Here is a 25148-nt window from a genome sequence, read left to right as displayed (position 1 = left end):
GGGGGCATGGTCGAGGAAGGCGCTCTGCTCTGGGAACCCACGCCCGACGTCGTACGTGCGGCCCGGATCACCCGTTACATGGAACGACTGGGCCGTACCGGGGACTACGAGGACGTCTGGAAGTGGTCGGTCGAGTCTCCGGCCGACTTCTGGACGTCCATATGGGACTACTTCGGCGTGGTCGGTACGCGTGGCGACGGGCCCGTCATCCAGGGAACGATGCCGGACGCCGAATGGTTCGCGGGATCGGCTCTGAATTACGCCGAGAACGCGCTGCGCGGCCACCCCGGCCGGACGGCGGTGATTTTCCGCAATGAATCGGGCAGCCGCTGGCAGTACTCGCTCGGCGAGCTCCGCGAGGAGGTCGCCCGGGTCCGGGCGGGTCTCGCGCGGCTGGGCGTCGGGCGTGGTGACCGGGTCGCCGCCTACGTTCCGAACATCCCCGAGGCCCTCATCGCCTTCCTGGCCACCGCCTCGCTCGGGGCGATCTGGTCCTCCTGCTCGCCCGACTTCGGCGCGCCCAGCGTGACCGACCGGTTCGCACAGATCGAGCCGAAGGTGCTGGTCGCGGTGGACGGCTACCGCTACGGCGGCAAGGCGTACGACCGGTCGGAGGTGGTGCGCGAGATCGCCGGGAAGCTGCCGACGCTGCAGGCCACCGTCTGGATCCCGGCGCTCGGCGCCGACGCGCCTGACGACGCCCCGGATACCGCGCTGAGCTGGGACGACCTTCGCGGCGAGTCCGCGCCGCTGGAGTTCGAGCGGGTGCCGTTCGGCCATCCCCTGTGGGTGCTGTACTCGTCCGGCACCACCGGCCTGCCCAAGCCCATCGTCCACGGCCACGGCGGGATCGTGCTTGAGCACCTCAAGTCGCTGTCCTTCCACCAGGACCTCGGCGAGGGCGATGTGTTCTTCTGGTACACCACCACCGGCTGGATGATGTGGAACTACCTCATCGGCGGCCTGCTGGTGGGGTCCACCGTCCTGCTGTACGACGGCAGCGCGGCCCACCCCGACACCGGCGCCCTGTGGCGGCTCGCCGCCGAGGAGGGCGTGACGTACTTCGGCACCGGCGCGCCGTACATCATGGCGTCGATGAAGGCGGGGGTGAAGCCACAGGGGCTCGACCGGCTGCGCGGGATCGGCTCGACCGGCTCGCCGCTGCCGCCCGAGGGGTTCGCCTGGGTCTATTCGGATGTGAAGCCCGACGTGCAGCTCGGCTCGTTCTCCGGCGGCACCGACGTGTGCACCGGGTTCGTCGGCGCGGTGCCGCTGCTGCCGATCCGGGCCGGCGTCATCCCGTGCCGCTGCCTCGGCGCGTCCGTCGAGTCCTTCGACCCCGCGGGTGCCTCGATGGTGGGCGAGGTGGGGGAACTCGTCATCACCCGGCCCATGCCGTCCATGCCGGTCATGTTCTGGAACGACCCTTCGGGCGACCGCTACCGGGAGTCGTACTTCGCCGACTACCCGGGCGTCTGGCGGCACGGCGACTGGATCAAGATCCTCCCCGACGGCGGCTGCGTCATCTACGGCCGCTCCGACTCCACCCTGAACCGCGGCGGCGTACGGATGGGCACCAGCGAGTTCTACCGTGTCGTGGAGCGCTTCGAGGAGATCGCCGACAGCCTCGTCATCGACACCGGGCAGCTCGGCCAGGAGGGCAGGCTGCTGCTGTTCGTCACCCTCGCCGACGGCGCGTCCCTCTCCGACGAGCTGACATCTCGCCTGCGTACGGCCCTGCGCACCGAGCTGTCGCCCCGGCACGTGCCCGACGAGATCCACGTGGTCCCCGGCATCCCGAGGACGCTGTCGGGCAAGAAGCTGGAGGTCCCCGTACGGAAGATCCTGCTCGGCACCCCGGTCGAGAAGGCCGCCAACCCCGACGCCATGGCCAACCCCGAGGTGCTCACCCATTTCGCGCCCGAGCGTTGATCGCTTCGTCAGAAGACGAGGGCGTACGCCCGGACGGGGAACGTGCCCATGCCGGACACGGCGACGGGCGCCGCGTGCAGCCGGAACCCGGTGTGCGGCAGCCGTTCCAGTCCGCGCATGTGCTCAATGATCGGGATGCCGGCGGTGAGCAGGGCGGTGTGGGCCGGGCGGAGCCCGTCGGCCATGTCGTCGATGTTGACACTGTCGATGCCGACGACGGCCGGTTGCCGCTCGGCGAGCAGGGCGGCCGCGTCCGCCGTCAGGAAGGGATGCTCCGGGTCGCCGTAGGCCGGGCTGCCCCAGTGCCTGTCCCAGCCCGTACGCAGTAGGACCGCGCGCCCCCTGACGTCGTGGCCTTCGAACGCGTCGACGCCGATGCCGCGCCGGAGGGAGCCGGAGACGTCGATCAGCAGACCGGGGACGTCGACCAGCCGGGACAGGTCGATCTGGGCCAGGTCCTCGCCCTCCGCGAGCCGGTGGAACGGAGTGTCGAGGTAGGTGCCGGTGTTCGCCACCATCGTGATGCGGCCGATCTGGAACTCGGTGCCCGGGGCGTAACGGCCCCGGGAGTCCTCGCGCGTCAGGTGATCGCCGATCTCCGGTGCGGGCAGGCCCGGATAGGTGACCATGCCGTGCCGGACCACATGACTGAGTTCGACGACACGGCCGCGCGGGTGCTGCTGATCTTCGGATGTCACGTCTCCATTGTCGATGACGTCGCCAGGACCCGTTCGTACGCATCCTGGAGCAGCTGGGAGGCGCGGGGGCGATCGGGGTCGGGGCGGGGGATGCCCAGGTGCGCCTCGCGCAGTTCGTCCATCAGGTCCTCCCAGAGGGGCGGGCCGCCCTCCTCCAGCAGTCGCGCCCGGATGGTCAGCTCCGGTGTCGTCGGCCGATGGCGCAGGCCCCAGGAGCCGAGCGCGACCATGACCGGAACCGTCTGGATGCCCGCCTCGGTGAGGCTGTAGGTCCCTCGCCGTCCTCGCCCCGCTTCCTCGTGGCTCAGCAGGCCTCCGGCGACGAGGGCCTTGAGGCGGCTGCTGAGAATGTTCGACGCGATACCCTCCTCGGAGTTGGCGAGCAGGTCACGGAAGTGCCGGCGCCCGCCGAAGACCACGTCGCGCAGGACGATGAGGCTCCATCTGTCTCCGAACGCCTCCACTGCCGCGTTGATCGCACATCCTGACCGCGGCTCGTCTCGCATGACCGACCTCCAACTGATTGCGTTTTGCCACTACCTAGTCTACGCTCAATCTTAGTAGTTGCAATCCGCAAGCAGTGGTCGGATACAGGAGATCAGCAATGTCTCGTGTCAGAGTGCACAATTTCTCCGTCTCTCTGGACGGCTTCGCCACGGGCGAGGGGCAGAGCCTGGACGAGCCGTTCGGCCACGCAGGCGGGCGGCTCCACGAGTGGTTCTTCACGACCCGGACCCTCCAGGCCATGCAGGGGAAGACCGGCGGCAGCACCGGGGTCGACGACGCCGTCGCCGGTACGTGGGACGCGGGCATCGGCGCGGAGATCATGGGCCGCAACAAGTTCGGCCCCCAGCGCGGCCCGTGGGAGGACCACGAATGGAGCGGATGGTGGGGGCCGAACCCGCCGTTCCACACGCCGGTCTTCGTCCTGACCCACCACACCCGGCCCTCGGTGGAGATGGAGGGCGGCACCACGTTCCACTTCATCGACGCCACGCCGGAAGAGGCGCTGCGTCAGGCCCGCGAGGCCGCGGGCGGCCTCGACGTGCGGATCGGCGGCGGGCCGAGCACCGTCCGCCAGTTCCTGGCCGCCGACCTGATCGACCACATGCACATCGCCGTCGTCCCGATCATCCTGGGCCGTGGCGAACGCCTGTGGGACGGGCTCGAAGGACTCGAGAAGCGCTTCCGCATCGAGTCCGTGACCACCCCGAGCGGCGTCACCCACATGACCTTCACACGACGGTAGACCCCTGGAAGGCTGACAGACATGACCGAGAACATCACGTCCAAGGACGGCACGATCCTCGCCGTCGACGCGATCGGCCAGGGCACGCCGGTGATCCTCGTCGGCGGCGCGTTCAACGACCGCTCGACCGTGGCCGGGCTCGGCGCCGAACTCGCGCCGGCGTTCACCGTCGTGACCTACGACCGGCGAGGCCGGGTGGGCAGCGACGACAAGAGCGACGACTACCAGGTCGCCAACGAGATCGACGACCTGGCGGCCGTCATCGAACACGTGGGCGGCCGGGCCTCGGTGTTCGGGCACTCCTCGGGCGCCGTCCTCGTGCTGGAGGGGGCCATGCGCGGGCTGCCGATCGACCGGGTGGCCGTCTACGAGCCGCCGTACTGCGCCGACGAGAACCAGCCGAGGCCGGCGGCCGACATCTACGACCGGCTCAAGGCCGTGGTGGCCGCCGGTGACCGCGACGGCGCGGTGGAGCTGTTCCTCCACGAGGCGGTCGGGGTCCCGACCGAGGCGATCGCGGGGATGAAGGCCGGGGAGGAGTGGGCGTTCCTGGCCGACAAGGCCCCGAGCCTGCCGTACGACGTGCTGGTCAGCGCGCCCTGGCAGGTGATGCCGTTCGACCGGCTCGCCGGGATCGGCGTGCCGGTGCTGGCGGTGTACGGCGATCAGACCGCGCCGAACCTGGCGGAGGGCACGAAGGCCGTCGCGGCGACCGTGCCCGGCGCCGAACTCCTGGTGATGCCCGGAGAGGACCACGGGGTGCTGCACCGGCCGGCGGCGCTGGCGCAGATCCTCACGAAGTTCTTCGGCTGAGCGTCTGCCGGCGCCGGACGCCGGAAATTGTCGGAGCGGGCGGATACCTTCGAGTCGGCATGCGAATCGACGGCGCGAGCACTGGACTGATCGGCACCGAGCTGATCGGCAGGGAGCATCCTGCCGCGATGCTGCGCGCCGAGATCGCACGGGCGGTCGGCAGCCACGGCGGCCTGACGCTGGTCGCCGGTGAGGCCGGCATCGGCAAGACCACGCTCGTCACCAGCGCGGCCGAGGAGGCCAGGCGTCTGGGCGCGCTGGTCCTCAGCGGATCGTGCTGGGACTCCGACAGCGCCCCGGGCTACTGGCCCTGGGTGCAGATCCTGCGCGGGCTGCGGCGGTGCGCCGCGCCCGAGGAGTGGGCGGCGGCCGAGGACGCCGCGGGCGCCGGACTGCCCGCGCTGCTGGGCGAGTCGCCGAGCGCCGACGCGGCCGAGGGCTTCCGGCTGTACGACGCGGTGACGAGCGCCCTGGTGGCGGTGTCGCAGAGCCGTCCCCTGGTGGTCGTGCTCGAAGACCTCCACTGGGCGGACGCCGCGTCGCTCAGGCTGCTGGAGTTCGCGGCCCAGCACACCTGGTTCGAGCGGATGCTGCTGATGGGCACCTACCGCGACGTGGAGGTGGAGTCGGCGGACCATCCGCTGCGGCCCCTCGTGCTGCCGCTCGTGGCGCGGGCGACCACGGTCACCCTGACCGGGCTCGAACGCGAGGAGGTCGGCGCGCTGATGACCCGCGCCGCCGGCCGGAACCCGTCCGCCGACCTCGTCGCCGAGGTGCACCGGCGCACCGGCGGCAACCCCTTCTTCGTGGAGCAGACGGCGCGGCTGTGGCGCAGCGGCGGTTCCGTCACCACGATCGCTCCCGGTGTCCGCGACACCCTGCTGCGCCGGCTGTCCCTGCTGCCCGCGCCGGTCGTGGACCTTCTCGTCACCGCCGCGCTGCTCGGGCGTGAATTCCATCGCCAGGTGCTGGCCGCCGTCGCCGCCGTTCCCGTTCTTCAGGTGGAACGGCTGCTCGACCAGGCGGTGGCCGCCCGGCTCGTGGTAGCGAGGGGCGGGGAGGCACGGGGCGGGGAGGAGTTCGCGTTCGTGCACGACCTGGTGCGCCAGACGCTCTACGAGTCTCTCGACGAGAAGGCGGCGTCCCGGCGGCACGCCGCGGTCGTCCACGCCGTCGACCGATCGCCCGCCCTCGCCGAGCATGTGCTCCCCGCCGACGTGGCCCGGCACGCCTACCTCGCCGGTCACCACGTCGAGCCGGCCCGCGCGGTGGACCGGCTGCTCGCCGCGGCCCGTGACGCGGCCGCTCGCCTGGCCGGCGAGGAGGCGCTCGGGCACTACCGCAGGGCGCTCGAACTGGCCGCCGTCGCCGGTGAGCCGCGCCGGCGTGTCGTGGTCGCACTCGAACTCGGCCGCGAGCTCTCCCACGGGGACGATGGCGACGGCGGCCGGCGTGCGTTCGAGGAGGCGGCCGCCGTCGCGCGGGAGACCGGCGAGCCCGAGCTGGTCGCCCGGGTGGCGCTGTCCGTCTACGCGGCCTGTGGCGGCGACGGCGGCCCGCTGGTCGCCGACCTGCTGCGGGAGGCGCACGGCGAGCTGGTCCGGGACGGCCGCCCTCCCGGCGAGGAGCTCTCCCTCGACCACCTCGCGCGGGAGCTGGCCATCCATGTGGCGCTGCTCGCCCGGCGCGGCGAGGACGACGAGGCGCTTGCCTTCAGTCTGTGGGCCTTCCACGACGCCATCTGGGGCCTGGGCACCGCACCGGAGAGGGCGGCGCTCACCGGCGAGCTGCTGACCCTGGCCCGCCGCACCGGCGACGTGGCGATGGAGAGCATCGCCGCCGCGTTGCGCTGGGTGGCTCTGCTCGAGCAGGGCGACCCCGCTTATCTCGGCCAGTTCCGCGAGTTCGTCGCGCTCGGCGGCCGCGCCGACCTGCCGCGCATCGACATGGCCACGGCCAGCGACCGCAGCATCATCGCCGCGCTCACGGGCGACTTCGGCCAGGCGGAGACCCTGCTCGACGAGCTCGCCCGGTTCGAGCACGGGCACGACCACTTCGCGTACATGCTGGACCACCACCGCTGGGCGGTGCGGATGCTCCAGGGCCGCGACGACGGCCTGGACGAGATCCACCGCGCGCTGCGCAGGAGCCGGCACCCCTGCCCGGGGCTGTTGGAGGCGATGACCGCGCTGCGAAGGGGAGACGGCGCGACCGCGCTGCGCCACCTGCGCGACACCCTGGCCAGAGGCGAGCCGCGGCGCTCGATACAGCCCCTGTGGCTGCGGTTCCAGGCCATGGTCGCCGCGTGGTCGCGCGACCCGGAGCTGTGCGAGAAGGCGCGGGCCGAGCTCGACCCCTACCTCGGCAACTGGGCGGTGTCGATGTACGGCTGGGACATCGGCGGCCCGGTGGTCCTCCTGCGGGCTCTCGTCGACGCGGCGCAGGAACGCTGGGACGAGGCGGTCGACGGGTTCACCGCCGCCTGGCACTCCGCCGAGCTGCTCCTCGCCCGCCCGTGGTCCGTCGAGGCGCGGGCGCATCTCGGTGAGGCGCTGCTGCGCCGGGGCCGCCCGGGCGACGCGGAGGAGGCCGGGAAGCTGCTGGACGACGTGGAGGGCGAAGCACGCCGGCTTGGCATGCGGCATGTTCTGGAGCGCGTCCGCAGGAGTCGTACGCCCGGCACCGGAGCCGAGTTCCGGCGGGACGGCGCGGTCTGGACCCTGGGGTTCGGCGGTCACACCGTCCACCTGCCCGACGCCAAGGGTCTGCGCGACCTCCACTGCCTGCTGCACCACCCCGGGGCCGACCTGCCCGCCGTACGGCTGCTCGCCCCGGAGGGCGGGGAGCTCGTCGTCGCCGCCCGGGGGATGGGCGGCGACGCGGTCCTCGACGAGGAGGCCAAGGCGCGATACCGGCACCGGCTCGCCCTGCTCGACGAGGAGATCGACCGGGCGGCCGAGCGGGGAGACGACGGCCGGGCGGCCGAGTTCGACAGGGAACGGGCGGCCCTGCTGACCGAGCTGCGCTCCGCCTCCGGGCTCGGCGGGCGCGACCGCCGCCTCGGCGACGAGGCCGAGCGCGCCCGCAAGGCCGTCACCGCCCGAATCCGCGACGTGCTGCGCAAGCTCGACCGGCTTCATCCCGCGATGGCCGCCCATCTGCGCGCCGCCGTCTCCACCGGCGCCACCTGCCGCTACCAGCCCGACCACGAGATCACCTGGCGCCTGTGACCTATTTGCGGTTGTAGAGGCGCATGGTCAGCGCGCCGAAGACCACGATCGACACCGCGCCGCAGACCAGCACCCAAGTGATCTCCCCGGCGTCCGGACTGCCCGCCATCAGCGAACGCGCCGCGGTGACCAGGTGGGAGATGGGGTTGACTCCGACGAACGCCTGCAGCCAGCCCGGCATGGTCTGCGGGTCCACGTAGACGTTGCTGAGGAAGGTGAGCGGGAACAGCACCAGCATGCTGACCCCCATCACCGACTTCTCGCTGCGCAGCAGCAGCCCGAACATCGTCCAGATCCACGAGAACGCGAACGAGAAGACCACCAGCAGCGCGATCGCGGCCAGCACGCCGACGACCCCGCCCTGCGGGCGGAAGCCCAGCACCAGGCCGACCACGAGGATGACCGTCGCGGCCATCGTGTAGCGGAACGCGTCGCCGAGCAGGTAGCCGACCATGGTCGACGGCCGCCAGATCGGCAGCGTGCGGAAACGGTCGAAGACGCCCTTCTCGATGTCCTTGTTGACCTCGACCCCGGTGTACATCGTGATCATGACCACGCTCGTCACCATGATGCCCGGCAGCAGGAACTGCAGATACTCCGTCGGCGAGCCCGCCAGCGCACCGCCGAAAAGGTAGGTGAACATCAACGTCATCATGATCGGGAACGCGGTGACGTCGAACAGCTGCTCGGGCACGTGCTTGATCTTCAGCATCGCCCGCCAGCCGAAGGTCAGCGAGGCCGACAGGGCGCCGGGGCGCGGCGGGCGTGCCCCGGGGGCCAGCACCGCGCCCAGCGTGTCGGCCGCGGGGACGAAGGACGTGCCGGTCTCGGTGGTCGTGGCACTCATGCCGCCGTCTCCTCCATTTCCTTGTCGGTGAGAGCCTTGTCCGTGAGTGCCAGGAAGACTTCATCGAGGCTGGGCTGGCCGAGGGAGAAGTCGTCCACGACGATGCCCGACGCCGCCAGCGCGGCGAGGGCACGCGAGGCCCGCTCCGCACCGGCGTCCGCGTCCTCTCCGGCGATGCGGGCGGTCAGGGCCACGGGGTCGGCCTCCAGGTGAACCTGGGTGTTCAGCTCCCCGGCCAGCACCCGCTCAGCCTCGGGCCGTTGCGCGGCGTCCCGCAGCCGTACGTGCACCGACCCCGAGCCCACCGACGACTTGAGCTCGCCGGGCGTGCCCTCGGCGATGACCCTGCCGTGGTCGACGACCGCGATGCGCCCGGCCAGCCGGTCGGCCTCGTCGAGATACTGCGTGGTGAGCAGCACGGTCGTGCCGTGGGCGACCACGATCCTCACGATGTCCCAGACCTGGTTGCGGCTGCGCGGGTCGAGGCCGGTCGTGGGCTCGTCCAGGAACAACAGGTCGGGCGTGTTGAGGATGCTGGCGGCGATGTCCAGCCTCCTGCGCATGCCGCCCGAGTAGTTCTTGACCTGCCGGCCGGCGGCCTCGGTCAGTCCGAACGCCTCAAGCAGCCGCATGGCCCTGTCCCTGGCGGCGGCCTTCCGGTGGCCCAGCAGCCTGCCGAGCAGGACCAGATTCTCCATCCCGGTCATCTCCTCGTCCACCGAGGCGTACTGGCCCGTCAGGCTCACCCGGCTGCGTACGGCGTCGGGCTCGCGCAGCACGTCGTGGCCGAACACCCTGGCCTCGCCGCCGTCCGGGCGCAGCAGGGTCGCCAGCATCTTGACCGCGGTGGTCTTCCCCGCCCCGTTGGGGCCGAGCACGCCGTACACCGTGCCCGCGGGCACCGTGAGGTCGAGCCCGTCCACCGCGCGGTTCTTGCCGAATGTCTTGACCAGCCCCGATGTCTCTATTGCCAGGTCTCGCATGATTTGTCGTCTCCGTTCGTCCGGCCGTTCACGGAAGAGGCGCCAGGCGCGGGGCGGGGCCCGCTAGATCCGATCTAGCGGGCCCTGCGGGAGCGGTTCGTCAGGCGGTTCGTCAGGCGGCACGGCAGGAGACCCGGGGCCAGGTCCGGTTGCCGTGGTGCTTGATCCTCACCCATCTGCTGGTGCAGCTCTTCCGAGGGGACGGCGTCGGGCTGGGCGAGGTGCCGGGAACGGCGGCGTTGAGGGCGTCGAGCACCGCCGTGTAGGCGGGCTTCTTGTCGCCGTCGCCGTCGAACAGCAGCGGGGTGTCGCCGCTGCGCCAGGAGTCGGGGTCGCGCACGCCCCACACCGTGATGCCGTCGCAGCGGGGGACGGCCAGGCAGTCGCCGGCCACGGCGGCGTACGTCGCGGCCGGGGCGCCCTGGATGTCCAGCTGGGTGATCTGGACGTCGACCCCGAGGGCGGCGAAGTTCTGCAGCGTGGTGCGGAAGTCGCCGTCGTAGGGGCTGCCGCTGTTGAAGTGGGCCTGGAAGCCGACGCAGTCGATCGGCACGCCGCGCTGCTTGAAGTCCTTGACCATGGCGTAGACGCCCTGGGTCTTGGCCCAGGTCCAGTTCTCGATGTTGTAGTCGTCGTAGCAGAGCTTGGCGGCCGGGTCGGCGGCGCGTGCGGCGCGGAAGGCGACCTCGATCCAGTCGTCGCCGGTGCGCTGGAAGTTCGAGTTACGCCGGCCGCCGGTGCCGTCGGCGAAGGCCTCGTCGACCACGTCCCAGGCGTAGATCCTGCCCTTGTAGTGGGCCATCACGCCGTTGATGTGATCGACCATCGCCTGACGCAGCGCGCTGCCGCTGAGATTCTGCAGCCACTGCGGCTGCCCGGAGTGCCAGACCAGGGTGTGGCCGCGGACCCGCTTGCCGTTCTCCACGGCCCAGTCGACGATCCGGTCGGCGTTGGTGAAGACGAACTGCCCCTGCCGGGGCTCGGTGGCGTCGAGCTTCATCTCGTTCTCGGGCGTCACCATGTCGAACTCGCGGCCGGCGATCGTGGTGTACGCCGGGTCGCCGAGCTTGCTCGCGTTGATCGCCGTGCCGAAGTAGCGTCCGCTGCGCGCCGCAGCGGTGCCCAGCGTGGTGCCGGGCGTGTCGGCGGTGGCGATCGCTGCGGGGATCTCGGCCACCGCGAGGCCCGTCGACAGCGCCGCGACGGCGCCGAGGACGAGCACGCGGCGGACGACGGGGGAGGGTCGACTTACGGGTTGTGCCATGACCTTGAGGGGCTTCACAACGTCCGTCCTTCCTCCTGCGGATCCTGATCGCTTGGCGGGCGCGGGACAGAATCGCGAATGTGGGCGAATGTTTCGGAGTTTCACCGAAATATTGCGAGCCGACAAGACCGTGACATCTGTCGTGGGTGGGTCGTGACAGACGGCGGAGGTCCGCGTGGGGGCGGTGGCGGAGGCTTGCCGCATGGACATTCACGACGGCGCCCCCGCCCTGTCCGTGGCGGGGCTGCGCAAGACGTACGGCGAGACCCGCGCGGTCGACGGGATCGACCTGGTGGTGGACCGGGGGGAGGTGGTGGCCCTGCTCGGCCCCAACGGCGCGGGCAAGTCCACCACGATCGACATGGTCGTCGGGCTGGCCCGTCCGGACGCCGGGGAGATCGCCGTGTTCGGCGCGTCTGCCCACGAAGCGGTGCGGCGCGGCATGGTGGGCGTGATGCCGCAGGAAGGCGCGCTGCTCGACGACGTGACCGTCAGGGAGACCGTGGCGCTGATCGCGTCTTTGCACCGGACGCCGCTGCCGGTGGAGGAGGCGCTGAGCCGCGCCGGGGTGGCCGACCTCGCCGACCGGCGGGCCGCGCTGCTGTCCGGCGGCCAGAAGCAGCGGGTCCGGTTCGCCATGGCACTGGTGCCCGGCCCGGACCTGCTGGTGCTCGACGAGCCGACGGCGGCCATGGACGTGACGGCCCGGCGGGAGTTCTGGCAGTCGATGCACGCCTTCGCCGAGACCGGCCGGACCGTGCTGTTCTCCACCCACTACCTGGAGGAGGCCGAGGCGTACGCGGACCGGGTCGTGCTGATGCACGCGGGCCGCGTCGTGGCCGACGGGCCGGTGTCCGCGGTCATGGCCGAGGTGTCCGGCCGTACGGTGACCGCGACCGTGCCCGGCGCCCGTGCCGAGGACCTGGGCGCACTGCCGGGCGTGACGGCGGCGCACGTCCGCGACGGCAGGGCCGAACTGCGCTGCACCGACTCCGACCTGGTCGTGCGGGAACTGCTGACGCGCTATCCCGAGGTGCGGGACATCGAGGTCGGCGCGCTGGGCCTGGAGGACGCCTTCCTCCGCCTGACCGGAGCTTCGGAGGCCGTGCGATGACCGGATACCTCACGTTCGAGATCAGGCGGACCCTGCGGGACGCCAAGTTCCTGTTGTTCGCGGTCGCCCTGCCGGTGGGGCTCTACCTGCTGATGGCCGACCGTTTCATCGACCAGGGGGCTCCCGCGTCGTACGTCATGGGTGGCGTGGCGGCGTTCGGGGCGATGAAGGCGGCACTCGACGTCGGTGCGCGCACGGCGGTGGAGCGCGGCATCGGCTGGCAGCGCCAGTTGCGGCTGACCCCGCTCAGCGGAAGCGGCTACCTGCTGGCCAAGGCGTCGGTGGCGATGGTTGTGGCGCTGCCGCCGGTGGCCGGGGTGTCGCTGGTCGCCGCGCTTGTCAGCGGGGTGCACCTGTCTCCCGGCGGGTGGGCGGTGGCCGTGCTCGGCGTGTGGGCGGGCACGGTGCCGTTCGCGCTGCTCGGCCTGCTGATCGGCCAGTTCGCCACCGCCCAGAACCTGCAGGCGTACCAGGGGGCGGTGGTGCTGCTGCTCAGCTTCGTCGGCGGGCTGTTCATCCCGGTGAGCACGTTCCCGCAGGCGCTCGCGACGGTGGCCAAGGTCCTGCCGAGCTACTGGCTCGCGCAGGTCGGGCACGCCACCGCGCTCGGCGGTGACAGCTGGCAGGCGGCGCTGGTCCTGGCGCTGTACGCGCTCGTGCTGGGCGCCGCCGTGGTCGTCCGGTATCGCCGCGACACCGCTCGGGCCTAGGGTGACTGACGTGGGCGAGCAGGGCGTATGGGGGCGTTCCGCCTGGCCGGTGTGGAACCCGGCCCGGCCGGGGTCCCGTTCCGCCCACGTCCGTGGCGTCCTCGTGCTGTCGCTCTTCCTGCTCTGGCCGCTCTGGGAGGCGCTGGGACCGGACGGGATCTGGCCGAAGGCCCCGGCCGTGCGCATCGCGATCGGAGCCGCCACGCTCCTGTACGCGGCGGGCTGGCTCGGCGCCATGGTCGCCGGGGTCCGCCTGCCGCCCCGGCGGCGGATCCTGCTCGTCGGGACGCTGTTCGCACTGGCGGTCGTGGCGGCCCTGCTGCGCAACGGCCCGCTCTACCTCGGCCACGCCGGCGTGTTCAGCTTCGTGCTCGCGGTGGCGGCCTGGCTGCTCCCGGCCCGCTGGGGCGTGCTGCTCGCGCTGGCGACCTGGGTGGTTCAGGTGCTCGCGCACTGGGTAGCCCCTGGTCCCGTCACCTGGGGACATGTGGGCGGGCTCGTCCCCGGGATCGTGATCCCGGTGGCCGTGACGCTGCTGATCCGGTTCGTCGTCCAGCTCGGCCAGGCCCACGAGGAGATCGCGGCGCTGGCCGCGGCGGCGGAGCGCGACCGGCTGGCCAGGGACCTCCACGACGTGCTCGGGCACAGCCTGACCACGATCACCGTGAAGACCGGCCTGGCCCGCCGGGTGCTGGAGAGCGGCGGCGACCCGGAACGCGCGCTGGCCGAGCTGCGCGACGTCGAGCGGTTGTCCCGGCAGGCGCACAGCGAGGTGCGCCTGACCGTGTCCGGCCGCCGCCGGCCGTCCCTCGCGGCCGAGCTGGCGGGGGCCCGCGCGGCGCTGCGGGCCGCCGGGATCAGCGCCGTCCTGCCGTCGTCCGCGAACCATGTCCCGGCCGAACTCGCCGAGCCCTTCGCGTACGTCCTGAGGGAGGGAGTCACCAACGTGATCCGGCACAGCGGCGCGACGCGGTGCGAGGTGCTGTTCGGAGACGGCTGGCTGGAGGTGCGCGACAACGGCCCGGGGCAAAGAACGGCAGGGCAGAGCGCGGCGGAGCCGGGCAACGGCCTGTCCGGGCTGGCCGAGCGGCTGCGGGCCGTCGGCGGGCGGGTCGAGGCGGGCCCGCTTCCCGCCGGTGGCTTCCGGCTGCGGGCGAGCCGCGCATGATCAGGGTGTTGCTCGCCGACGACCAGGCGCTCGTACGCGGAGCGCTGGCGGCGATGCTCGCGCTGGAGCCCGACATCGAGGTGGTGGCCCAGGTCGGCTCGGGCGAGGAGGTCGTCGAAGCGGCGCGGCGCAGCCGGCCGGACGTGGCGTTGCTGGACGTGCAGATGCCGGGCAGGGACGGCTTGGAGGTCACCGCCGACCTGCGCGCCGCGCTTCCGTCCTGCCGGGTGGTGATCTGTACGACCTTCGGGCGGCCGGGCTACTTCGCCCGTGCCATGGAGAACGGCGCCTCGGGCTTCGTCGTGAAGGACGCGCCGCCCGAGCACCTGGTCGACACCGTGCGCCGGGTCCACGCGGGTCTGCGCGTGGTCGATCCCGCTCTGGCCGCCGAGTCGCTCGCCAGCGGGTCGAGCCCGCTGACCGCCCGGGAGCGCGACGTGCTGCGCGCGGCCCGGCAGGGCGGCACGGTGGCGGAGATAGCACGGAGCCTGCACCTGTCGGCCGGGACCGTGCGCAACCACCTGTCGGCGGCGATCGGCAAAACGGGAGCGAGCACCCGCGCCGAGGCCGCGCTGATAGCCGACGAGCACGGCTGGCTCTGAAGCGTCATCGCGGCCACGGGAAAAGCGAATGACCGGCTTGTGGCTCAGGCGGGACAATCGCCCCCATGTCTCAGCCGATACTGCGGACCGACCGCATCACGCTTGTTCCGCTGTCCGACGAACACCTCGAGCACGAGATCGAACTCGACGCCGATCCTGAGGTCATGCGTTACCTCACCGGGCGTGCACGTAGCCGTGAAGAGGTGGAGGTTCTCCATCGTCAGAGGCTCGCCGCCGCGGACGGCGTCGCGGGGCTCGGCTTCTGGGTCGGTTTCGTGGATGGGCGGTTCGTCGGCTGGTGGCTTCTGGAGCCACCCACGCGTGCCGACCAAGGCCCGGTCGAAGGACAGGCCGAACTCGGATACCGGCTCCTGCGACGCTGCTGGCGCCAAGGCTTGGGCAGCGAGGGAGCCCGCGAGCTCCTTCGCCACGGATTCGAAGATCTTCGACTGGTCCGCATCTTCGCCGAAACCATGGCGGTCAACGCCGCCTCCCGCGCGACGATGACCGCGATCGGCATGCAGCACGTCCGTACGTTCCACATGGACTGGGAGGAACCGCTCCCCGGCAGTGATCTCGGCGAAGTGGAGTACGCGATCACCCGAGAGCAATGGCTGGCTGCTTGATTAAGTTGGCGGTATGGAAGAGATCAGCGGCTTACCGGTGCATTTCGTCGAGCACGGCGACGGGCTTCCCGTTCTGGTGTTACACGGATCGGGGGTGGACCATCGCGAGATGGTCGGCGCCTTGGAGCCGGTCTTCCGCGACCGGCCTGGTTATCGGCGCGTCTACCCGGACCTGCCCGGCATGGGGCGCACTCCGGTGCCGGACTGGTTCCGTGGCTCTGACGATGTCCTCGATCTCGTGCTCGGCCTGATCGACGCCGTTGTCGGCGATCAGCGGTTCGCGATCGTCGGCCATTCGTTCGGCGGGTATCTGGCCGGGGGCGTCGCCGCCCGACGCCCGGCCCAGGTCGCGGGCCTGGCGCTGATCTGCCCCATCGGCGAGGAGTCGCGTGACGTGCCCCCGCACGCGGTGCTGCACGCCTCGGTCGACGTGGCCGAAGCCCTGGATCCGGCCGAGCAGGCCCAGTTCCGGGACTACTTCGTCGTGCAGACGCCCGCCACTGTGAAGCGGTTCCGGGAGTACGTGGCTCCGGCCCTGCCCCTCGTCGACTGGGACGGCCTCGGGCGGATGTCCGATCAGTGGCGGCTGAGCGACGCTTCCGGGGACGCGCCGCCGTACACGGGCCCGACTCTGATCCTCACCGGGCGCCAGGACGCCACGGCGGGGTACGCCGGCGCTTGGGAGCTGGTGGAGCGGTATCCGCGTGCCACGTACGCCGTCCTGGACCGGGCCGGCCACGCGCTGCCGCACGAGCAGGCCGGGCTGCTCACCGCGCTCATCGCCGAATGGCTCGACCGAGTGGACGAGCATCGCGCAGCCTGAGTGCCGAAACGCCGTTCACCGTTGTGGGTTGATGCCCACGACGTGCTCGTACCGAAGGACCCAGGTCAGCCGTAGGTCGATCGCCTGGCAAGTACTTCAGGTACTTGACGTACTTGTAGGCAGATCTGATACTGGGGGAGAGCGAAGGGGATTGGTATGGGAGTGCATTTCGCCAGCTACACGGAGGCCCGCGCGAAGCTGAAGGAGCTTCTCGACGCGGCGGAGCGGGGCCGGAGCGCTACCGTCAGCCGTGATGACCGGACTGCTGCTGTGGTGGACGGCGAGCGCCTCCGTTACTTCCTGGCCCGAATCTGCCCATCCAATGCCCAAGTGGTGGCCGAGGATGGCGGATGGTCGGTCTTCATTCCAGGATTGCCCGTGGCCGCGGACGGATCAACGTTCGACGAGGCCATCGACGAGATGATCGACGCGCTTCGGGAGTACGCCGAGGACTGGCAGGATCACCTGTTGGACGCGCCTAACCACCGGGACAACTGGGGTCTGGTGCAGATGATCTGCCTGAGCAGCGCCAATCAGCTACGGGAGTGGCTGACCGGGGTGGCTCCATGACGTGGCCGCAGCCGACCCGGGAGGATCACGAGCGCTTCTGCAAGAACGAAGGCTGGCGACGAATCCGGGATGCCAGGGGACGGACGGGCACTCACCACGTCACGTACGAGTTCGACCTTCCAACGGGCGGCATCCTCCGGACGCGAATCTCACATCCACCTGACCGCACGACTTACGGGCCCAGCCTTTGGGCTCACATCCTGCGGGACCAGCTCCAGGTCTCCGAGGAGGAGTTCTGGGGCTGCGTCCGGGACGGGGTCGTTCCTGATAGAGGAGGCCCTCAGGCGCCGCTAGAGGCTCTTCCCGCGGATCTCGTGCACCTCCTCATTCACCGAGTGGGGCTTACGGATGCCGAGGTCGCCCGGATGTCGAGGGACGAGGCGCTTGCTCGCCTGCAGCTGTTCTGGTCGGAAGGCTCGTAGCCCGATCAGGAGGCGGGGCAGCGGCGGTCGCCGCTCGGCCTCGAACCGCTCCCCGACAGTCACCGCGGTGAAGTCGCCCGAGAAGACAAGGCCCGCCTGAGAGGCGCCGGCGGCGTCGCGACCGTCCGCGGTCCCGGTCCGCTCACGGATTCGGCGGGTAAGGATCGCTGCGCAGCCTGCTGTACATCCAGCCGTCGCGCCACTGACCGCGGAGGAACTCCACCGCGCGTAAGACGCCCTCCAGCCTGAAGCCGGCCTTCTCCAGCGACTTCTGCTCCGCGATGTTCTCCGGATGGGTGAACGCCTGGATGCGCTCGACCGGGGTGTGGGTGAACAGGTAGTCGCACAGCATCGCCTGAGCGCGCCAGCCGATGCCACGGCCACGCCAGTCCGGCAGCAGGGCGATCCCTATCTCCCAGTATCGGGAGACCCCGAACCCTCGGGCCGACCAGCTCATCATGCCCGCGGCCGTGCCGCCGGCCTCGACGATGACCCTGCTGTCGTCCATGCCCAGATAGCCGTCGACGGCGAAGCGTCGCGCCGGGGCCTGGGCGTCGCGGAATCCCGCCCAGTCGAGGCCGATCAGTCCCGGCTCGGTGACGAAACGCCGGAACATGGCGAGATCGTCCTCTGTCACCGGCCGCAGCCGTACCTCAAGTGCGCTCACCGTGCCGCCTCCCCTCGATGCTCTTCGACGATAGCGCTGAGATCGTCAGCCGGTGACGGCGCGAAGGGCGCCGGGGTGGCGGCCGGTGAGGTGGTCGAGCCTGGCGGCGGTGGCGTCGTCCGCGGGGAGGTAGGCGATCAGGAGTTGGTTGTCGTCGTCGGACAGGCCGAGGGTTTCATAGGCCAGACGTAGTTCGCCCGCCTCCGGATGCGTCAGCCGTTCGATGCCGGTGCGCCTGGACGGGCCGGGCGGAGTCGTCAACCGGTCGGTGAAGGGGGCGCCGACGGCGAGGGTCAGTTCGTCGACGAGGTGCTCGACGTGCGGGTCCTCGCGGGAAACCCCCAGTTTCAGCCCGGCGAGCCGCTCGTCGGCGACCCGGTCCCACTCGGGATACGCGGCTCTGGCCCGGGGGTCGGCGAAGACGTACCGCACCAGGTTGGGCGGCCGGCGGTCCAGCAATCCGATGGGGCCGGCGAGTCGCTCGTAGCCGTTCGTGTGGGCGAGCACGTCACCGAGCCGGTTGACCACCAATGCCGGGGCCGGTTCGAGCCGGTCGAGCAGTGCCCGGACGGTGGGACGGACCGACTGCGCGGGCGGCCCCTGGCACGGGCCGACGAGCCGGCCGGCACCATCGGCCGCCTTGAAGTGATGGAGCAGATGGAGTCGCTCGTCGGCGGACAGGCGCAACGCGTCGGCGAGGGCGGCGAGCACGGGCACCGAGGGGTGACGGTCACGCCCCTGCTCGAGCCGGATGAGGTATTCGACGCTGATCCCGGCGAGCGTGGCCAGTTCGGAACGGCGAAGGCCGGGGGTGCGGCGCCGGCCGCCGCCGGGTAGCCCGACCTCTGCGGGGGTGACGGCCTCGCGGCGGGCCCGCAGGAACTCGCCCAGAGTGTTGTCGCTCACGATTCGCAGGCTACCGAGTGGCTTCGTTTCCGATCGTGGCCCTGCGGGGGCCAGTCTCGGCCCGGTCTCCCTCCGGTGGTTCCTGTCGCCGGATCCTTGGCCCTGCTCAAGGTTTCCACCGTCGTCAGGAGCATTGGAATGGATCTGGGACTCAGCGGCCGTACGGTCATCGTGACGGGAGCCTCCGGCGGCATCGGGCGCGAGATCGCCCGTGGGTTCGCCGCCGAAGGGGCCGACGTGGTGCTCGCCTATCACCGCTCCCAGGCGGGCGCGGAGCAGCTCGCCAAGGAGATCGGCGGACGCTCGCTCGTCGCTCCGTACGAGCTGGACGACGACGAAGCGGCCCGCGGCCTGGTCGAGAGCGTGCTCGGATGGTCCGGCCGGATCGACGTGCTGGTCAACAACGCCGTGCACTGGGGCGCCACCGAGCCGGATGGGGACCTCCCCTTCGACGCCGTGCCCGACGAGAGGTGGCAGAAGGTGATCCGGGCCAACGTCGAGGGCGCGCTCCGGCTCAGCCGGGCGGTCGTCCCGTCGATGCGAGAGCGCGGATGGGGCCGGATGGTGCACATCTCGTCGAGCATCGCGGTCGACGGCATGCCCGGTGGGGAGTACTACGGCGCCGCCAAGGCGGCGCTGCACGGTTTCAGCAGGTCCGCCGCGTTCGGGCTCGGGAAGGACGGCGACATCCTGTCCAACGTCGTCATGCCCGGCTTCACCAGGACCGAGACCAACGTCGCGATGGTCGAGCAGGCAGGCGGGCACTACAGCGCGCGGGCTCCGATCGGCCGCCTGCTCGACGCCGCCGAGGTCGCGGGCGCCGTCGTCTATCTGGGCTCGGCCGCCAACACCGGCATCACCGGACAGGCCATCAAGGTGACCGGCGGGGCCTGACACCCGTTCGCCGTGACGACCCGATGCGAGCCCGCGCTGAAGCCGCCGGCTGGTCTGATGCCGGACGACCTGCGGGCCCGCACGACTCGGGCCGCGGTGTCGTACCGCTGGAGAGGCGGATCTACCGGCGCATGAGCTTGAAGGTGTGCTCCCCCTCCGCGCCGATCTCGGCGTCGAGCGTCTTGTCGTCGAGCGCGGGTGCCACCCCCGCCTCGACGAAGACCCGGGTGTCCGCCTTCTCGATCACCTGGTCGCCGGCCTGCGGCGCACTCACCAGAGACAGTTCGAGCGCGGCTTCCGTGCCGGGCTTCGCCGCCAGCCGCAGGCCCGCATGGTCGGGAATGTTCTCACCGACGGTCAGATCACGAATCGCCATGACGGCGTTGTCGGTCAGCGTCAGCATTGAAATGCTCCTTCACCAATGGGGGACGGATTTTCCGGGCGGCCGGAGGGAACCCCGGCACCGCCTGTGGGTCGGGACGGCTCGACGGCGCGTGTGCAACCCCGGCCACCCTGACCGCGTAACGCCGTACCCCCGATCCGGGCGGGAAACCGCGTAGCGCTCCGGTCGTGCGCGTCCTACCGATCACTTCCGCCCATCGGTCCTCTTCCCATCGCTTGTCCTCGCCGGTTTGCATGATGCTACACATTCAAGACTAGTTACTTGTTTTTCTGTAGCTGTTGGTACTAGCGTCGTAGCCATGATTCTTGTCACCGGAGCCACGGGGCTCAGTGGATCGATCGTCGTCCAGGAGTTCGCCCGGCAGAACGCTCCCGTCCGAGCGCTGGTCAGGAACCCGGACAAGGCCCGGAAACTCCACGGGCTGCCGGGTGTGGAACTGGTCGAGGGCGACATGCTGCGCCCCGAGACCCTGACGGCCGCCCTGCGCGGCGTGGAGCGCGTGCTCATGATCTCCTCCCCGAGGGAGCGGATGGTGGAGACGCAGTGCACCTTCATCGACGCGGCCAAGGCCGCGGGCGTGCCGCACATCGTGAAGTACTCCGGAAAGGAGTCCGGCGTCGGGTTCGATCCCGACAGCTTCATCGGGACGCACGAGCATCTGGAGATCGAGCGCCACCTCGAGGCCTCCGGCCTGGCCTGGACCCATCTGCGCCCGAGCCAGTTCATGGAGTTCTACCTGCCCGGCACCCTCACGGGCGTGGATCCGCATCGGCGGGAGCTGCGCATGTCCATCGGCGACAGCAGGCTGTCGCCCGTCGCCATCGAGGACGTCGCGAAGGTCGCGGTCGCGCTGCTGAACTCCGACGGCCACGAGGGCAGGGCGTACGACATGACCGGGCCGGAGGCGCTGACGATGAAGGAGGTCGTCGAGCACATCTCGGCGGCGACGGGAACCGCCTTCCGTCATGTGGAGCTGCCCCTGGAGGACAAGCTGCGCGAGTGCGCAGAGGCGGGGATGCCCGAACCGTCCATCCGGATCCTGAGGGAGCTGTTCGCCGAGCGCGGGCGGCGACCCGAGTCCCACGTGCGGCTGGAAACCCACCGGACCTTCGGAGTGCGGCCCACGAGCTTCGCCGAGTTCGCCCGCGTCCACGCGGCGGCGTTCCTCGGGCACGCGGCCATATGAGGCCGGTCGAGGAGCGCGCCGTACGGGCCCTGTTCGCGGTGACGGCGTATCACAGCTGCCGGGCCGGGATGCCCGGCTGACGCCTTTGTGGGTGAGGCTGTGGCGGACCGTCACCGCCTCACCCACCGCCGGACTACGGGAAAGCAAGCATCTGCTCCGGGATGAGTAGGATGAGCGCGTGACCACGGCACGCACGTACGGCGACCCCTGCGCCGCGGCGCGCGCTCTCGACCTGCTCGGCGAGCGCTGGGCGTTGATGATCGTGCGGGATCTGCTCTTCGGCCCGAAGCGCTACAGCGACCTGCAGGGCGGCCTGCCCAACGCCAGTCCCACCGTGCTCTCGCAGCGGCTGCGCGATCTGGAGGAGGGCGGGGTGATCCGGCGGCGCAAGCTGGGCCCGCCGGCGCGCGCGTGGGTCTACGAGCTCACCGAGTGGGGCCACGACCTGGAGCCGATCCTCGTGCACCTGGGCCGATGGGGTCGTCACTCCCCGCCGAAGGAGACGACGACGCCTCTGGGGACCGATTCGCTGATGCTCGCTGTGAAGAGCCACCTCGAATCCGCCCAGCTGGGCGACCTCGACGCCACGTTCCTGGTCGACGTCGGCGGGGACGTCTTCACCCTCCGCGTGTCCGGCGGCGAACTCGCGATCCGCCGGGGCGAGCCGGATCGGTGGGACGCGGCCCTGCGGACCGATCCCGCCGTCCTCAAGGCCCTGGTGATCGACGGAACGCCAGCCCGCCAGGTCGGGGAGCGGCTGGAGATCACCGGCGACCGCGTGACCCTCCAGCGACTGCTGGACGCCCTTCATCCGGGAGATCAAACGTGAGCCCGTCATCGGCGTCGAGTGAGGTTTCGTCCCTCCTCGGCTACCTGAACTGGAAGCGGCAGCACGTCCTCGACATCCTGGATGGCCTGGACGAGGCCGACCTCCGGCGCCCGGTCCTTCCATCGGCCTGGACCCCGGTCGGACTCGTCCACCATCTCGCCCTCGACGTCGAGCGCTTCTGGTTCCGCGCGGTCTTCGGCGCCGACCCCGAAGCGGTCGCCTCGTTCGCCACCCCGACGGACGCATGGCGGGTGCCCGGTGATCGGCCCGCCTCGGAGGTGTTCGACCTCTACCGCGAGGAGACGGCGCACGCCGACGAGGTGATCGCCTCCAGCGACCTGGACCAGGCGCCGCGCTGGTGGCCGGACTACCGCGACGACCGGCCGCCGCGCGACCTGCGTGCGGCGATCCTCCACGTCCTCGTCGAGACGGCGACCCACGCCGGCCACCTCGACGCGGTCCGCGAGCTGATCGATGGCAGGCAGTTCCTCGTCCTGGACTGATGAGAAAGGTCAGGAGGCGGGGCAGCGGTAGGCGGCGTGGCGGTTGGGGGAGCAGCACACCACGCCGCAGGTGAGGAACCGGCCGCCGGTCAGCCAGATGCCCCACTGCACGTCCACGCCGCTGGTGAGCGCCTCGCGGGCGGTCTTCAGCCTGAAGTCGAGCCCGATCCGGGCCTCGTCGGCCGGGTGAAGGAAGGAGCCCTGGGCCGTACGGTGGCGCTCCGCCAGCCACGCGAGCGCGTCGTCGAGTGAGGCCGGAGAGGCGTCGATCCGGCGGGCCGGCTTCAGAAGCCAGTCGCAGGTCCGCATCGGCGGCAGCGGGGAGCTCGTGAAAGGCCCGGGGTCGGCGGGCGGTAGCGGTGGTCGCCGCTCGGCCTCGTTGCGGAGGTCTTCCCCCAACCCGCTCCACATGTAGCAGTGCAGGTGCATGGCGCTCCGTACAGTGGGGGTGGCCCCTGCCTGCTATCACCGGGCAGGGGCCACCGTGCTCCTACAGTGTGGTCAGGCCGGCCGCGCGAAGCTCGGCACCGGTGAACCGGAGAGTCCCGGCATCCGGGTTCTTGCTGTCACGCAGGGCGAAGGCGTCGGCCTCACCCGGAATCGGGGCCAGCTCGACGCAGGACTCCATGTCTTCCTCCTGCTGGTTGCCGCCGCACAGCCGCCGGAAGCGCACTCCGGCGAGGTCGCGGTCGTACAGGTCCATCGCGTTCCTTTCCTGTTGGTGGTCCCGCCTCGGACGGTTCGCCAGGCGGGCGTCTTCATCGGGCCTTGCCGAGCAACAGATCCATCCACAGCCGGCGCGCCCGAGCGTCAGGCAGCCGTTCGGTCTCCCCGGTCTTTGGCTGGTCGCCGCTTCGGTCCATACGGCGGACGAACAGCAGCCCGCCGGAAGAGCACAGTTCGTACGCCAGCGCCGAGCAGTAGTCACAGGTGTGGGCCACGACCCGGGCCCGGACAGTGCGCCTGGTCTCGCGCATCCACCGGATCGCGACATGCCCCGGCTGCTCCGGCGCCACATGCAGCCCGGGACAGGTGCTTTCGTCAGGAAGCCGATGCAAGGGCGGCCAGGCTCTCCTGCTCGGCGATTACCCGGCAAAGCTCCGCCAGGTCGTCGCCGTCGACAGTGCGGGCGGCACCCGCCTCCTCGGCCGCCACAGGAAAGGGCCGCTCGCGGGTCGCCCACAGTCGTCCGTGATCGCTCGTCATCACCCGCCAGCCCTCGGTCGGTGCGGTGCCCTTCCGGTTCGTCACAGCTCGGACCTCGATTCCTGATCAGGGGTCCTTGCGGAGCGTGGACCCGTTCCCTGTCACCTGCTATGACAGCGCTGCGTAACCTTCCCGGCACAGGTGCGGATGAGGGAAACTGAGGGCGCCCAGGGATCACCCCCGGATCCGAGCAGAGGTGCAGGCGATGAGCGACGACCTACCCGCATGGGCCGTACGGCTGCGCGCCGAGCGGCGCAACCGCTTGTGGAGCCAGCGTGAGATGGCCCGCCGCCTGGTCGAGGCCGCCGACGAGGACGTGCGTCCCCGTCTGCCTTCCCGGGAGACGATGATCCGTCGCATCAAGGCGTACGAGGCCGGCCACAACCGCCCCGGCGACCCCTACCGCGTGCTGTACGCCCGAGCCTTCGGGCTCACTGAGGCCGAATTGTTCGGCGAGGACCGTGGGCATGGTTCCCGTGACGCCGACGAAGGCTGCGGCGTCGTGGGGTGGCGCCAGTGCGTCACCGCGCGATACGACATCCCCATGGATCCGGCAGACGCCGGCGTCACGACGCACCTACCCCATCACGGTCCCGTAGCCCCGGAGGTCGTCATGTACTTCCTCGAACAGCTTCCCGGCCACTACAGGGCGGACATGTGGCTCGGCCCCCGCCACCTCATCCCGACCGTTGCGACGCAGGCGGAGCTAATCAAGGAGCTCGCGCAAGCCGCCGACGCGCCCGTACGCCGCGGCCTTCTGGGCGCCGGCGTCGCGTACGCGGCACTGCTCGGCTGGCTGTACCAGGACGCCGGTGACCTGGGTCGTGCCCGAGCCTGGCGGGCCGTCGCCCTCGACATGGCGCATCGTTCGCAGGACCCGCAGCTCATCAGCTACGCGCTCACGAACAAGGCGATGCTCGCGGTCGATCTCGACGATGGCCGTATGGTCGTGGACTACACGGAGGCGGCCCTGGCCGACGAGGCCAAGCTATGCCCGAAGGTACGGATCCTCGCGCTGGTCCACCAGGCGCACGGACACTCGATGCTGCCCGCCAAAAACAAGGATCTCGTCGACCGGTTGTTGGACCGGGCGGCGGTGCTCGTCGACCGGGTCGACGATGAATATCCCTGGGGCAACGCCTGCCGTCGCACTCTCGGGTACATCGACGTCCAGCGGGCGACCGCCTATCTGCGGCTGGGTGCGTATCGCGAGGCCGTCGCCCTGTGGGATCGGATTCTCGGCACCGCTCCGGAATCGGCGCGCCGCGACAACGGCGTGTTCTGGGCACGCCAGGCCGCTGCTCTGGCCGCCGTCCCCGAGCCGGAACGCGTAGTGCAGATCGCGTCAGCCGCCGCGTCCGTCGTCGGTGGGACCGGGTCGGCCAGGTTGCGCAAGGAGATCAAGGCCGTCTCGCGACACGCGACCGCCTGGGCTGGCACTGGTCCCGGCCGCGATCTGGCCGATATCGTCGCCCAGTTCGCCTGACCTCGTCGGACTTGGAG

At 70.9% G+C, this 25148-nt stretch carries 28 protein-coding genes; 16 read left to right on the top strand and 12 right to left on the bottom strand.

From position 1 onward, the window contains the following. The first annotated feature begins 6 nt into the window (after positions 1 to 6). Entirely contained in the window at positions 7 to 1932 is a 1926-nt protein-coding gene (locus FH610_RS06125; protein ID WP_139573673.1) for an acetoacetate--CoA ligase, read from the top strand. A gap of 8 nt (positions 1933 to 1940) precedes the next feature. Here FH610_RS06125 and FH610_RS06120 read toward each other — a convergent pair whose 3' ends face one another. Continuing rightward, positions 1941 to 2630 (bottom strand): cyclase family protein, encoded by a 690-nt coding sequence (locus FH610_RS06120; RefSeq protein ID WP_276607633.1) that lies wholly within the window; start codon positions 2628 to 2630, stop codon positions 1941 to 1943. Continuing rightward, positions 2627 to 3136, bottom strand: coding sequence for a winged helix-turn-helix transcriptional regulator (locus tag FH610_RS06115; protein ID WP_139573322.1), 510 nt, complete (start codon positions 3134 to 3136; stop codon positions 2627 to 2629). Before FH610_RS06115 ends, FH610_RS06120 begins: the two co-directional genes overlap by 4 nt. A 98-nt stretch (positions 3137 to 3234) precedes the next feature. Between FH610_RS06115 and FH610_RS06110 the strand changes: the two genes are divergently transcribed. From FH610_RS06110 to FH610_RS06100, 3 genes are read left to right on the top strand one after another with little or no spacing between them, the layout of a single operon-like run. Further along, positions 3235 to 3879 (top strand): dihydrofolate reductase family protein, encoded by a 645-nt coding sequence (locus FH610_RS06110; protein WP_139573321.1) that lies wholly within the window; start codon positions 3235 to 3237, stop codon positions 3877 to 3879. 21 nt (positions 3880 to 3900) lie between these two features. Next, the gene (locus tag FH610_RS06105; RefSeq protein WP_139573320.1) at positions 3901 to 4692 is read left to right on the top strand and encodes an alpha/beta fold hydrolase; all 792 of its coding nucleotides are present in this window, start codon (positions 3901 to 3903) and stop codon (positions 4690 to 4692) included. Positions 4693 to 4751: 59 nt separating this feature from the next. Then, positions 4752 to 7922, top strand: coding sequence for an ATP-binding protein (locus tag FH610_RS06100; protein ID WP_139573319.1), 3171 nt, complete (start codon positions 4752 to 4754; stop codon positions 7920 to 7922). A gap of 1 nt (position 7923) precedes the next feature. Here FH610_RS06100 and FH610_RS06095 read toward each other — a convergent pair whose 3' ends face one another. The 3 genes from FH610_RS06095 to FH610_RS06085 all read right to left on the bottom strand — a co-directional run bounded on the left by FH610_RS06095 (position 7924) and on the right by FH610_RS06085 (position 11034). Further along, on the bottom strand, positions 7924 to 8769 hold the full coding sequence (locus FH610_RS06095; protein ID WP_139573318.1) for an ABC transporter permease: 846 nt from the start codon (positions 8767 to 8769) through the stop codon (positions 7924 to 7926). Beyond that, positions 8766 to 9752: an ATP-binding cassette domain-containing protein gene (locus FH610_RS06090; RefSeq protein WP_139573317.1), complete on the bottom strand. Its 987-nt coding sequence runs from the start codon at positions 9750 to 9752 to the stop codon at positions 8766 to 8768. Before FH610_RS06090 ends, FH610_RS06095 begins: the two co-directional genes overlap by 4 nt. 112 nt (positions 9753 to 9864) lie before the next feature. Continuing rightward, positions 9865 to 11034, bottom strand: coding sequence for a glycoside hydrolase family 10 protein (locus tag FH610_RS06085; RefSeq protein ID WP_240808792.1), 1170 nt, complete (start codon positions 11032 to 11034; stop codon positions 9865 to 9867). 184 nt (positions 11035 to 11218) lie between these two features. Between FH610_RS06085 and FH610_RS06080 the strand changes: the two genes are divergently transcribed. The 7 genes from FH610_RS06080 (at position 11219) to FH610_RS06050 (ending at position 16629) form a co-directional block, all read left to right on the top strand. Beyond that, positions 11219 to 12130: an ABC transporter ATP-binding protein gene (locus FH610_RS06080; protein ID WP_139573316.1), complete on the top strand. Its 912-nt coding sequence runs from the start codon at positions 11219 to 11221 to the stop codon at positions 12128 to 12130. Next, on the top strand, positions 12127 to 12840 hold the full coding sequence (locus FH610_RS06075) for an ABC transporter permease (RefSeq protein ID WP_139573315.1): 714 nt from the start codon (positions 12127 to 12129) through the stop codon (positions 12838 to 12840). The genes FH610_RS06080 and FH610_RS06075 overlap by 4 nt, the downstream gene beginning before the upstream one ends. A gap of 10 nt (positions 12841 to 12850) precedes the next feature. Further along, complete coding sequence (locus tag FH610_RS06070) at positions 12851 to 14008, top strand: sensor histidine kinase (protein WP_205825591.1); 1158 nt, start codon at positions 12851 to 12853, stop codon at positions 14006 to 14008. Further along, positions 14005 to 14610, top strand: coding sequence for a response regulator transcription factor (locus tag FH610_RS06065; RefSeq protein ID WP_139573314.1), 606 nt, complete (start codon positions 14005 to 14007; stop codon positions 14608 to 14610). Before FH610_RS06070 ends, FH610_RS06065 begins: the two co-directional genes overlap by 4 nt. 65 nt (positions 14611 to 14675) lie before the next feature. Next, entirely contained in the window at positions 14676 to 15236 is a 561-nt protein-coding gene (locus tag FH610_RS06060; RefSeq protein WP_139573313.1) for a GNAT family N-acetyltransferase, read from the top strand. Between the two features lie 13 nt (positions 15237 to 15249). Continuing rightward, complete coding sequence (locus FH610_RS06055) at positions 15250 to 16059, top strand: alpha/beta fold hydrolase (RefSeq protein ID WP_139573312.1); 810 nt, start codon at positions 15250 to 15252, stop codon at positions 16057 to 16059. A gap of 156 nt (positions 16060 to 16215) precedes the next feature. Continuing rightward, positions 16216 to 16629 carry a prevent-host-death protein gene (locus FH610_RS06050; RefSeq protein WP_139573311.1) on the top strand — a complete coding sequence of 138 codons (414 nt, stop codon included), beginning with the start codon at positions 16216 to 16218 and terminating at the stop codon, positions 16627 to 16629. A gap of 564 nt (positions 16630 to 17193) precedes the next feature. Here the strand turns inward: FH610_RS06050 and FH610_RS06040 are convergent. Together FH610_RS06040 and FH610_RS06035 are read right to left on the bottom strand one after the other, a co-directional pair. Further along, positions 17194 to 17718 carry a GNAT family N-acetyltransferase gene (locus tag FH610_RS06040; RefSeq protein ID WP_139573309.1) on the bottom strand — a complete coding sequence of 175 codons (525 nt, stop codon included), beginning with the start codon at positions 17716 to 17718 and terminating at the stop codon, positions 17194 to 17196. A gap of 45 nt (positions 17719 to 17763) precedes the next feature. Then, positions 17764 to 18624: a helix-turn-helix domain-containing protein gene (locus tag FH610_RS06035; protein ID WP_139573308.1), complete on the bottom strand. Its 861-nt coding sequence runs from the start codon at positions 18622 to 18624 to the stop codon at positions 17764 to 17766. 138 nt (positions 18625 to 18762) lie between these two features. Here FH610_RS06035 and FH610_RS06030 point away from each other — a divergent pair, with 138 nt between their 5' ends. Then, positions 18763 to 19518 (top strand): SDR family NAD(P)-dependent oxidoreductase, encoded by a 756-nt coding sequence (locus tag FH610_RS06030; protein ID WP_139573307.1) that lies wholly within the window; start codon positions 18763 to 18765, stop codon positions 19516 to 19518. Between the two features lie 121 nt (positions 19519 to 19639). On the opposite strand, the gene FH610_RS06025 is transcribed toward FH610_RS06030, so the two are convergent. Beyond that, positions 19640 to 19921: an iron-sulfur cluster assembly accessory protein gene (locus FH610_RS06025; RefSeq protein ID WP_139573306.1), complete on the bottom strand. Its 282-nt coding sequence runs from the start codon at positions 19919 to 19921 to the stop codon at positions 19640 to 19642. 298 nt (positions 19922 to 20219) lie between these two features. Here FH610_RS06025 and FH610_RS06020 point away from each other — a divergent pair, with 298 nt between their 5' ends. From FH610_RS06020 to FH610_RS06010, 3 genes are all read left to right on the top strand, one after another. Further along, on the top strand, positions 20220 to 21107 hold the full coding sequence (locus FH610_RS06020) for an SDR family oxidoreductase (RefSeq protein ID WP_139573305.1): 888 nt from the start codon (positions 20220 to 20222) through the stop codon (positions 21105 to 21107). 178 nt (positions 21108 to 21285) lie between these two features. Beyond that, the gene (locus FH610_RS06015) at positions 21286 to 21936 is read left to right on the top strand and encodes a winged helix-turn-helix transcriptional regulator (RefSeq protein ID WP_139573304.1); all 651 of its coding nucleotides are present in this window, start codon (positions 21286 to 21288) and stop codon (positions 21934 to 21936) included. Next, complete coding sequence (locus FH610_RS06010; RefSeq protein ID WP_139573303.1) at positions 21933 to 22439, top strand: DinB family protein; 507 nt, start codon at positions 21933 to 21935, stop codon at positions 22437 to 22439. The genes FH610_RS06015 and FH610_RS06010 overlap by 4 nt, the downstream gene beginning before the upstream one ends. 9 nt (positions 22440 to 22448) lie before the next feature. Here the strand turns inward: FH610_RS06010 and FH610_RS06005 are convergent, their stop codons facing one another. From FH610_RS06005 to FH610_RS05990, 4 genes are all read right to left on the bottom strand, one after another. Further along, the gene (locus FH610_RS06005; RefSeq protein WP_139573302.1) at positions 22449 to 22868 is read right to left on the bottom strand and encodes a hypothetical protein; all 420 of its coding nucleotides are present in this window, start codon (positions 22866 to 22868) and stop codon (positions 22449 to 22451) included. Between the two features lie 61 nt (positions 22869 to 22929). Then, a complete protein-coding gene (locus tag FH610_RS44235; RefSeq protein ID WP_079315603.1) occupies positions 22930 to 23142 on the bottom strand; it encodes a DUF397 domain-containing protein in 213 nt (70 codons plus the stop codon). Between the two features lie 55 nt (positions 23143 to 23197). Continuing rightward, positions 23198 to 23416 (bottom strand): hypothetical protein, encoded by a 219-nt coding sequence (locus tag FH610_RS05995; RefSeq protein WP_205825590.1) that lies wholly within the window; start codon positions 23414 to 23416, stop codon positions 23198 to 23200. 64 nt (positions 23417 to 23480) lie between these two features. Then, positions 23481 to 23690: a hypothetical protein gene (locus FH610_RS05990; protein WP_139573300.1), complete on the bottom strand. Its 210-nt coding sequence runs from the start codon at positions 23688 to 23690 to the stop codon at positions 23481 to 23483. Positions 23691 to 23850: 160 nt separating this feature from the next. Here FH610_RS05990 and FH610_RS05985 point away from each other — a divergent pair, with 160 nt between their 5' ends. Then, the gene (locus FH610_RS05985; RefSeq protein ID WP_139573299.1) at positions 23851 to 25131 is read left to right on the top strand and encodes a helix-turn-helix domain-containing protein; all 1281 of its coding nucleotides are present in this window, start codon (positions 23851 to 23853) and stop codon (positions 25129 to 25131) included. Positions 25132 to 25148: the final 17 nt, after the last annotated feature.

This window comes from Microbispora catharanthi, assembly GCF_006334915.2.
GTDB lineage: Bacteria > Actinomycetota > Actinomycetes > Streptosporangiales > Streptosporangiaceae > Microbispora > Microbispora catharanthi.
The sequence above is the reverse complement of the archived record's forward strand: the minus strand, read 5'-3'. Positions and strand labels throughout refer to the sequence as shown.

What these genes read in the sequence shown, in the direction of transcription:
- FH610_RS44235 (WP_079315603.1), bottom strand. Translation starts at nt 23,142, where the DNA reads ATGGACCTGTACGACCGCGACCTCGCCGGAGTGCGCTTCCGGCGGCTG.
- FH610_RS06100 (WP_139573319.1), top strand. Translation starts at nt 4,752, where the DNA reads ATGCGAATCGACGGCGCGAGCACTGGACTGATCGGCACCGAGCTGATC.
- FH610_RS06055 (WP_139573312.1), top strand. Translation starts at nt 15,250, where the DNA reads ATGGAAGAGATCAGCGGCTTACCGGTGCATTTCGTCGAGCACGGCGAC.
- FH610_RS06105 (WP_139573320.1), top strand. Translation starts at nt 3,901, where the DNA reads ATGACCGAGAACATCACGTCCAAGGACGGCACGATCCTCGCCGTCGAC.
- FH610_RS06020 (WP_139573305.1), top strand. Translation starts at nt 20,220, where the DNA reads ATGATTCTTGTCACCGGAGCCACGGGGCTCAGTGGATCGATCGTCGTC.
- FH610_RS06050 (WP_139573311.1), top strand. Translation starts at nt 16,216, where the DNA reads ATGGGAGTGCATTTCGCCAGCTACACGGAGGCCCGCGCGAAGCTGAAG.
- FH610_RS05985 (WP_139573299.1), top strand. Translation starts at nt 23,851, where the DNA reads ATGAGCGACGACCTACCCGCATGGGCCGTACGGCTGCGCGCCGAGCGG.
- FH610_RS06030 (WP_139573307.1), top strand. Translation starts at nt 18,763, where the DNA reads ATGGATCTGGGACTCAGCGGCCGTACGGTCATCGTGACGGGAGCCTCC.
- FH610_RS06025 (WP_139573306.1), bottom strand. Translation starts at nt 19,921, where the DNA reads ATGCTGACGCTGACCGACAACGCCGTCATGGCGATTCGTGATCTGACC.
- FH610_RS06060 (WP_139573313.1), top strand. Translation starts at nt 14,676, where the DNA reads ATGTCTCAGCCGATACTGCGGACCGACCGCATCACGCTTGTTCCGCTG.
- FH610_RS06065 (WP_139573314.1), top strand. Translation starts at nt 14,005, where the DNA reads ATGATCAGGGTGTTGCTCGCCGACGACCAGGCGCTCGTACGCGGAGCG.
- FH610_RS06125 (WP_139573673.1), top strand. Translation starts at nt 7, where the DNA reads ATGGTCGAGGAAGGCGCTCTGCTCTGGGAACCCACGCCCGACGTCGTA.
- FH610_RS06005 (WP_139573302.1), bottom strand. Translation starts at nt 22,868, where the DNA reads ATGCACCTGCACTGCTACATGTGGAGCGGGTTGGGGGAAGACCTCCGC.
- FH610_RS06090 (WP_139573317.1), bottom strand. Translation starts at nt 9,752, where the DNA reads ATGCGAGACCTGGCAATAGAGACATCGGGGCTGGTCAAGACATTCGGC.
- FH610_RS05995 (WP_205825590.1), bottom strand. Translation starts at nt 23,416, where the DNA reads ATGCGCGAGACCAGGCGCACTGTCCGGGCCCGGGTCGTGGCCCACACC.
- FH610_RS06110 (WP_139573321.1), top strand. Translation starts at nt 3,235, where the DNA reads ATGTCTCGTGTCAGAGTGCACAATTTCTCCGTCTCTCTGGACGGCTTC.
- FH610_RS06095 (WP_139573318.1), bottom strand. Translation starts at nt 8,769, where the DNA reads ATGAGTGCCACGACCACCGAGACCGGCACGTCCTTCGTCCCCGCGGCC.
- FH610_RS06075 (WP_139573315.1), top strand. Translation starts at nt 12,127, where the DNA reads ATGACCGGATACCTCACGTTCGAGATCAGGCGGACCCTGCGGGACGCC.
- FH610_RS06080 (WP_139573316.1), top strand. Translation starts at nt 11,219, where the DNA reads ATGGACATTCACGACGGCGCCCCCGCCCTGTCCGTGGCGGGGCTGCGC.
- FH610_RS06115 (WP_139573322.1), bottom strand. Translation starts at nt 3,136, where the DNA reads ATGCGAGACGAGCCGCGGTCAGGATGTGCGATCAACGCGGCAGTGGAG.